Annotated in this window: 1 protein-coding gene; it reads left to right on the top strand. The window is 69.0% G+C overall.

Annotated features, from left to right (window positions below; translation table 11 throughout):
* The coding region (locus MXD59_RS25935; RefSeq protein WP_248827190.1) for an acyltransferase domain-containing protein at positions 1–1,107 on the top strand (1,107 nt) is incomplete at both ends.

Below are 1,107 nucleotides of genomic sequence, written 5' to 3'. Positions count from 1 at the left end.
ATCGACTGGGACAACACCCCCCTCGCCCTCCTGAACGAACCCACCCCCTGGCCCCGCCGCGACACCCCACGGCGAGCCGGAATCTCCTCGTTCGGCATCAGCGGCACGAACGCCCACATCATCATCGAAGAACCACCCGCAGCCACCCCGGCCACCGTCACAGGCCACGACGACAGGGCTGTCACCAGGCCGCGGCTCGAGGACGGGGCGGACGACCGGCTGAACTTCGCGCTGTCAGCCAGGACCCCCGAGGATCTGCGCGCCGCCGCGCACCGGTTGCGCACCCACCTGGTGGACCATCCGGAGGTCGCGCTGGCGACCGTCAGCCGCACCCTCGCCGACCGGCACCACTTCGCTCACCGCGCGGTGGTTCTGACGAACTCCCGTGGTGCCCTGCTCGCCGCGCTCAGCGCCCTGACCGATCTGCCGGTGGGCACGACGCGGGAAATCGTGGAACTCCCCGACGCCACCCTCACCCTCGGCCAGAAACACCCCGGCAGCGACCAACCCGTCTTCATCTTCCCCGGCCAAGGCTCCCAATGGCCCGGCATGGCCCTCGACCTCCTCCACACCAGCCCCGCCTTCACCGAACACTGGAACGCCGCCACCCAAGCCCTCGCACCCCACATCACCTGGAACCCCCACCACGCCCTCACCAACCCCGAACTCCTCACCCACCCCAACATCGTCCAACCCCTCCTCTGGGCCATCCAAACCAGCCTCGCCCACCTCTGGAAAACCCACGGCATCACCCCCGCCGCCGTCATCGGCCACTCCCAAGGCGAAATAGCCGCCGCCACCACCGCCGGCATCCTCACCCTCCACGACGCCGCCCACCTCATCACCACCCGCTCCACCCTCATCACCACCCTCAACACCCCCGGCGCCATGCTCACCATCAACCTCCCCCACACCCACCTCAACCTCCCCCCCCACACCGACATCCACATCGCCGCCATCAACAGCCCCACCAGCACCGTCCTCGCCGGAAACCCCCACCACCTCCAAACCTACGCAGACCAACACCCCACCACCTTCAGCCGCCTCATCCCCGTCACCTACGCCAGCCACACCCCCCACGTCGAACCCCTCCACACCCCCCTCACC

Source organism: Frankia umida, from assembly GCF_023242945.1.
GTDB classification, from domain to species: domain Bacteria; phylum Actinomycetota; class Actinomycetes; order Frankiales; family Frankiaceae; genus Frankia; species Frankia umida.
Note: the sequence above shows the minus strand (reverse complement) of the source record. Positions and strands in the feature narration are given on the sequence as shown.